Origin of the sequence: Rubripirellula obstinata, from assembly GCF_001642955.1 — a bacterium.
Classification (GTDB): domain Bacteria; phylum Planctomycetota; class Planctomycetia; order Pirellulales; family Pirellulaceae; genus Rubripirellula; species Rubripirellula obstinata.
In genome coordinates, this window is record NZ_LWSK01000229.1 from 1 (window position 1) to 3,554 (window position 3,554).

The 3,554-nt window shown below is 56.9% G+C and carries 2 protein-coding genes; both read right to left on the reverse strand.

The features are described from left to right. Window positions 1-465: 465 nt before the first annotated feature. Entirely contained in the window at window positions 466-2,778 is a 2,313-nt protein-coding gene (locus RC85_RS25210) for a polyribonucleotide nucleotidyltransferase (RefSeq protein ID WP_068267626.1), read from the reverse strand. 231 nt (window positions 2,779-3,009) lie between these two features. Continuing rightward, window positions 3,010-3,279 (reverse strand): 30S ribosomal protein S15, encoded by a 270-nt coding sequence (rpsO, locus tag RC85_RS25215; RefSeq protein ID WP_068267628.1) that lies wholly within the window; start codon window positions 3,277-3,279, stop codon window positions 3,010-3,012. Window positions 3,280-3,554 lie beyond the last annotated feature (275 nt).

Genomic DNA, 3,554 nt, shown 5'->3' on the forward strand with positions numbered 1-3,554 from the left:
CGCTGAACCAAACGCGCGGGGCGAAAAGTAGCATGGCGGCCCCCCGCCGTGGACTCTCCCCGCGCACTGTGGGGCCGCACGACGCGCGGGGCGAAAAGTAGCATGGCGGCCCCCCGCCGTGGACTCACCCCGCGCACTGTGGGGCCGCACAATGCGCGGGGCGAAAAGTAGCATGGCGGCCCCCCGCCGTGGACTCACCCCGCGCACTGTAGGGCCGCACGACGCGCGGGGCGATGCCCAACGCGGTTAAACGAACTCATCCGTGTTTTCCGGGACCAAAACTCTTCACGGCGTTGAGCTGTGCCCGACTGAACCCTGGCGGGCCCTGCTACGAAAGATTTCGACAAGTACGGAACTTGTTTCAGGACAGTTTCTTGGTTAACAGATACGAAAAAACGCCAACTGCCCGAAGGCAACTGGCGTTTCGATTTTAGATTGGACGCTTGGTCAAATTAGATCATTGGATCAATCGCGGTAACGACCGCCGCCGCCACCTGATCCACCGCCGCTTCCGCCGCGGCCGCCTCCACCTCCGCCGCCACTGCGACCTCGGCCACCACCGCCTCCTCCGCCGCTGCCACCACGGCGACGACGTGGGCGATCTTCGCCATCACTGCTGCCGCCACCGTCGCTGTCGCCACCGGAACCGGCGGCTGCTTCGACCAGTGCTGCCAGTTCGTCTTCTTCGCCCAATTCTTCCAGGGCACGACGACGGCTAAGCTTGACGCGATCATGTTCATCGACATCGATGACTAGCACCTTCATGGCATCGCCAACGGCGACGACCTTGTCCAGGTTGCTGATGAATCCGCTGCTGATTTCGCTGATGTGACAAAGTCCATCACGTCCAGGCAGGATTTCAACAAACGCACCAAACTCTTTGATGCTGCTGACGATGCCGTCATAGATCTTGCCGATCTGGACGGTTGCGGTGCAGGCTTCAACCGAACGCAATGCGGTTTCAGCAGCTTCTTTGTTACTGCTTGCGATCAAGACAGTACCGTCGTCATCCACTTCGATGACTGCGCCGGTGGTTTCTTGGATACCGCGAATGTTCTTACCGCCGGGACCAATCAATGCACCGATCTTGTCGGCAGCAATCTTGGTACGCAGCAAACGTGGCGCGGTTTCGGCGATTTCGCGACGAGGTCGTGAGATCGTGGTCAGCATCTTGCGAAGGATTTCGATGCGAGCTTCGCGGGATTGCTTCAGCGTTGCACGAATGACTTCTTCGCTGATGCCGGTGACCTTCAAGTCCAGTTGGATGCCGGTGATCCCGTTTTGGGTTCCGGCGATCTTGAAGTCCATGTCGCCGAAGTGATCTTCGGTGCCCAAGATGTCGGTCAGCAAGACGAAGTCGTCTTCTGACTTGCGAACCATACCGATCGAGATACCCGCGACCGGGTTGCTGATCGGAACCCCCGAAGCCATCAGGGCAAGCGTTGCACCGCAAACCGATGCCATCGACGAAGAACCATTGGATTCCAAAATGTCGCTGATCACGCGGATGGTGTAGGGGAAATCATCGGCGGCCGGCAGCACGGGTGCCACGCTGCGTTCGGCCAAACAGCCGTGTCCGATTTCGCGACGACCTGGTCCACGGATCGGACGGCATTCGCCGACGCTGAACGATGGGAAGTTGTAATCGAGCATAAACTTCTTGCTGATTTCTTCCATCAATCCATCGACACGTTGCTCGTCGCGTGATGTGCCCAGTGCAATCGTGACGAGAGCTTGGGTTTCGCCGCGTTGGAACAGAGCTGATCCGTGAACGCGTGGCAGCAAGTCGGTTTCGCAGTAAATCGATCGCAGCGAGGAATTGTCGCGGCCATCGGGACGCGTTCCCGCACTGATCAGATCGCGAACGACTTTTTCTTCCAGGTCATGCCAGACGGTCTTGAAACGCTTAACGTCGATTGCGTCGTCAGCCTTGGGGTCAGGAATAACGTCGGCCATCGCTTTGTTGCGAAGCTCGCTGCATGCCGCAGCACGATCTTGCTTGCCCGAAGTCTGCTGGGCGTTCTTGAAATCGTCGTAGTAGGCGTTATTCAAACGCTCGAACAATCCGTCATCGGCCGGTGCAATCCATTCCTTCTTAGTCGGGCTAACCTTCTGGTAAAGCTCTTCCATCAGGTCGATGACGTCGCGGATGGTGGCGTGAGCGAACTTGATCGCTTCCATCATCGCGTCTTCGGGCATCTCGTTGGCGAAGCCTTCGATCATCGCGACTTGATCACGCGAACCGCTGACGATCATGTCCAGTTCGCTCTGTTCCAGATCTTCGTGAGTTGGAAAGGCGACCAGTTCGCCAGCAACTTTTCCAACTCGGACCGACGCGATGGGGCCTTGGAACGGCAGTTCGCTACAGTGCAATGCGGCGGAGGCACCGTTCATTGCCAAAACGTCGCCGTCATTTTGTTGATCGGACGAGATCACAGCGGCTTGGACTTGAACTTCGTCTTTGAAACCGTTGGGCCACAAAGGACGAATCGGGCGATCCATCAGGCGTGATGAAAGAATTTCTTTGGTCGTCGGCCGACCTTCTCGCTTCAGGAAACCGCCAGGGAACTTACCGGCGGCCGCCAATCGTTCGCGGTAATCGCATGTCAGTGGGAAGAAGTCCAGGCCGGGGCGTGGATCACTGCTGGCCGTCGCGACCAGGACAACGGTTTCGCCGTATTGAACCAGCACGGCACCGGCGGCTTGCTTGGCCAGTTGGCCGGTCTCGAACGACAACGTTTGTCGTCCAATTTTCTTTTCTACTCGGATTTTTTTCATTTCAGTCACAATTTTTTACCTTCATACAGCCTACAAAAAGACAAATGTCTAACAATTCAGACAGGTCAAACAGAAACCTTCACACCTTCAGAGTGAAGGTGTGCGTGGGAAAGCCTCCCAAGAAGTGATCGAAGTGCCAGCCGATGAAGTGAATCATCGACTGATCGCACGACCAAAAAACCGAGTGCCCCGTCAGCGGAGTACTCCGATTTCGGGTGGCTAGCGGTTGGACTACTTACGAATGCCCAACTTACCAATGATGTCGAGATACCGCTGAGGGTCCTCGCCACGTACATAGTCGAGAAGACGTCGGCGACGACTCACCAACCCAAGCAGGCCTCGACGCGACGCATAGTCTTTGCGGTGAGTGCGCATGTGTTGGGTCAGTCCGTTAATCCGCTCGGTCAAGATGGCAATTTGCACCTCTGGCGAGCCGGTATCGGCGTCCGATTTCTTGTGTTCACCGATTACCTCGGTTCTTCGCTCTTTCGAGATCGTCATTCTTTACTTACTGTTTACGCTGTTCCTGTTTACAAATCTGGATCGGCAGTTTACCGGCTTCGCCAGCGAACGCAATGGGGAAAAAGAACAGCCCGGAACAGGGGCAGGGATCAACGCGGTGAATGGTTTCTAAATTGTTTAACCGCGTGGGCATCGCCCCGCGCGTTCGGTGCGGCACGACGCGCGGGGCGATGCCTGGGCTGACGAAAATGTTTGCGTGGAGGGAAACTGGACGACTTTGGGGGTTTGTGGCTGACCGGCCTCGGTGTTGATTG

What these genes read in the sequence shown, in the direction of transcription:
- RC85_RS25210 (WP_068267626.1), bottom strand. Translation starts at nt 2,778, where the DNA reads ATGAAAAAAATCCGAGTAGAAAAGAAAATTGGACGACAAACGTTGTCG.
- rpsO (WP_068267628.1), bottom strand. Translation starts at nt 3,279, where the DNA reads ATGACGATCTCGAAAGAGCGAAGAACCGAGGTAATCGGTGAACACAAG.